This window comes from Tianweitania sp. (assembly GCF_032053605.1).
Lineage (GTDB): Bacteria > Pseudomonadota > Alphaproteobacteria > Rhizobiales > Rhizobiaceae > Tianweitania.
Window position 1 is genome coordinate 1 of record NZ_DAMBUH010000171.1, and the last position, 1,020, is coordinate 1,020.

Consider the following 1,020-nt stretch of genomic DNA (forward strand, 5'->3'; position numbering starts at 1 on the left):
TCGATAGCCGCGTTGGCCTATCGAGGTGTCGCGATCGGGGCGAGTCGCTCGGCCGGCCGGGCCTGGCCCGAGCTGCTCATTGCTGCCCCGGCTCGACTGCTTGAAAGGGTATTTGGGAGCGAACGGGTCTTTCCCTGTGTACGGCTCTGGCTCGAAATTCGGCTCTGGATACCTGGCATAGAACCTGGTCGCCAACTGGTCCAGGATCTTCGCTCGATCGTCTGGCGATGCTTGACGATACGCCCTGTATAGCTTCTTGTTGCCGCTATTGAGGTACTTGATTTCTTTGGCGCGAAACCTGTGCCAATCATTCAGAGCTGCCTCGATATTGCCTTTGTCCTTCCGGGCCTGGCCTTGTATCTCGTACTCGCGCTGAACCTCGGCCGACAGGATCTTTTTCTTTTCCTCGCCTGGTAGCTCGATAAATTCCCGACTGAACGGATAATCCTTTAGGTTGATACCCTTCGCGCTGCCGTGTGGCTTGACGTTGAAGTATGCCGCTTCACTTCCTGCGTTCCGGACCTTCGTGGCACCGTACTCCTCCACCAGTTTTCCGAACTCCTGGTAACTGGTGATGTCGCGTTCGATCACAGCGGTGAGTATGGACTTTTTCAGTTCCTTGTACGTGCCAGCAAAATTATCGTCACGGTAACGCTGGATCATATCGCTGGCGTCCGTGAAATGAACACGCCGATTGTCCTTGGGACTTGCCAGCCCGTATTTGTTATTAATGTGCTCTTGGCATGCATCGAAATGCCGTTCACTGCGCTCTAGCAATCCTACTGGATTGAGTGCTCCACCACTGCGAAGATTAATCTTCGGAACAACGATATGGATGTGTGGCTTTCTTTCGACCGTCTCCCCCGTGCTTTGGTGCTCGTAGCTCTTGATCTTAGGTAGATGGGCCTCCGCATAGAAATTATATTCGTCGTCCTGATAGGCCGAGAACATGAATTTACGGAAGTCGTCGGCAATGCCTCGAAGTGTCTCTTCCGGTATCTCATCCTCTTTGAACGAGAG

At 53.3% G+C, this 1,020-nt stretch carries 1 protein-coding gene; it reads right to left on the reverse strand.

Going from position 1 to position 1,020, the window contains the following annotated elements:
• Nucleotides 1-1,020, reverse strand: a 1,020-nt coding sequence (locus RTX98_RS20070) for a hypothetical protein (protein WP_312798646.1), incomplete at both ends; no start/stop codon positions are given.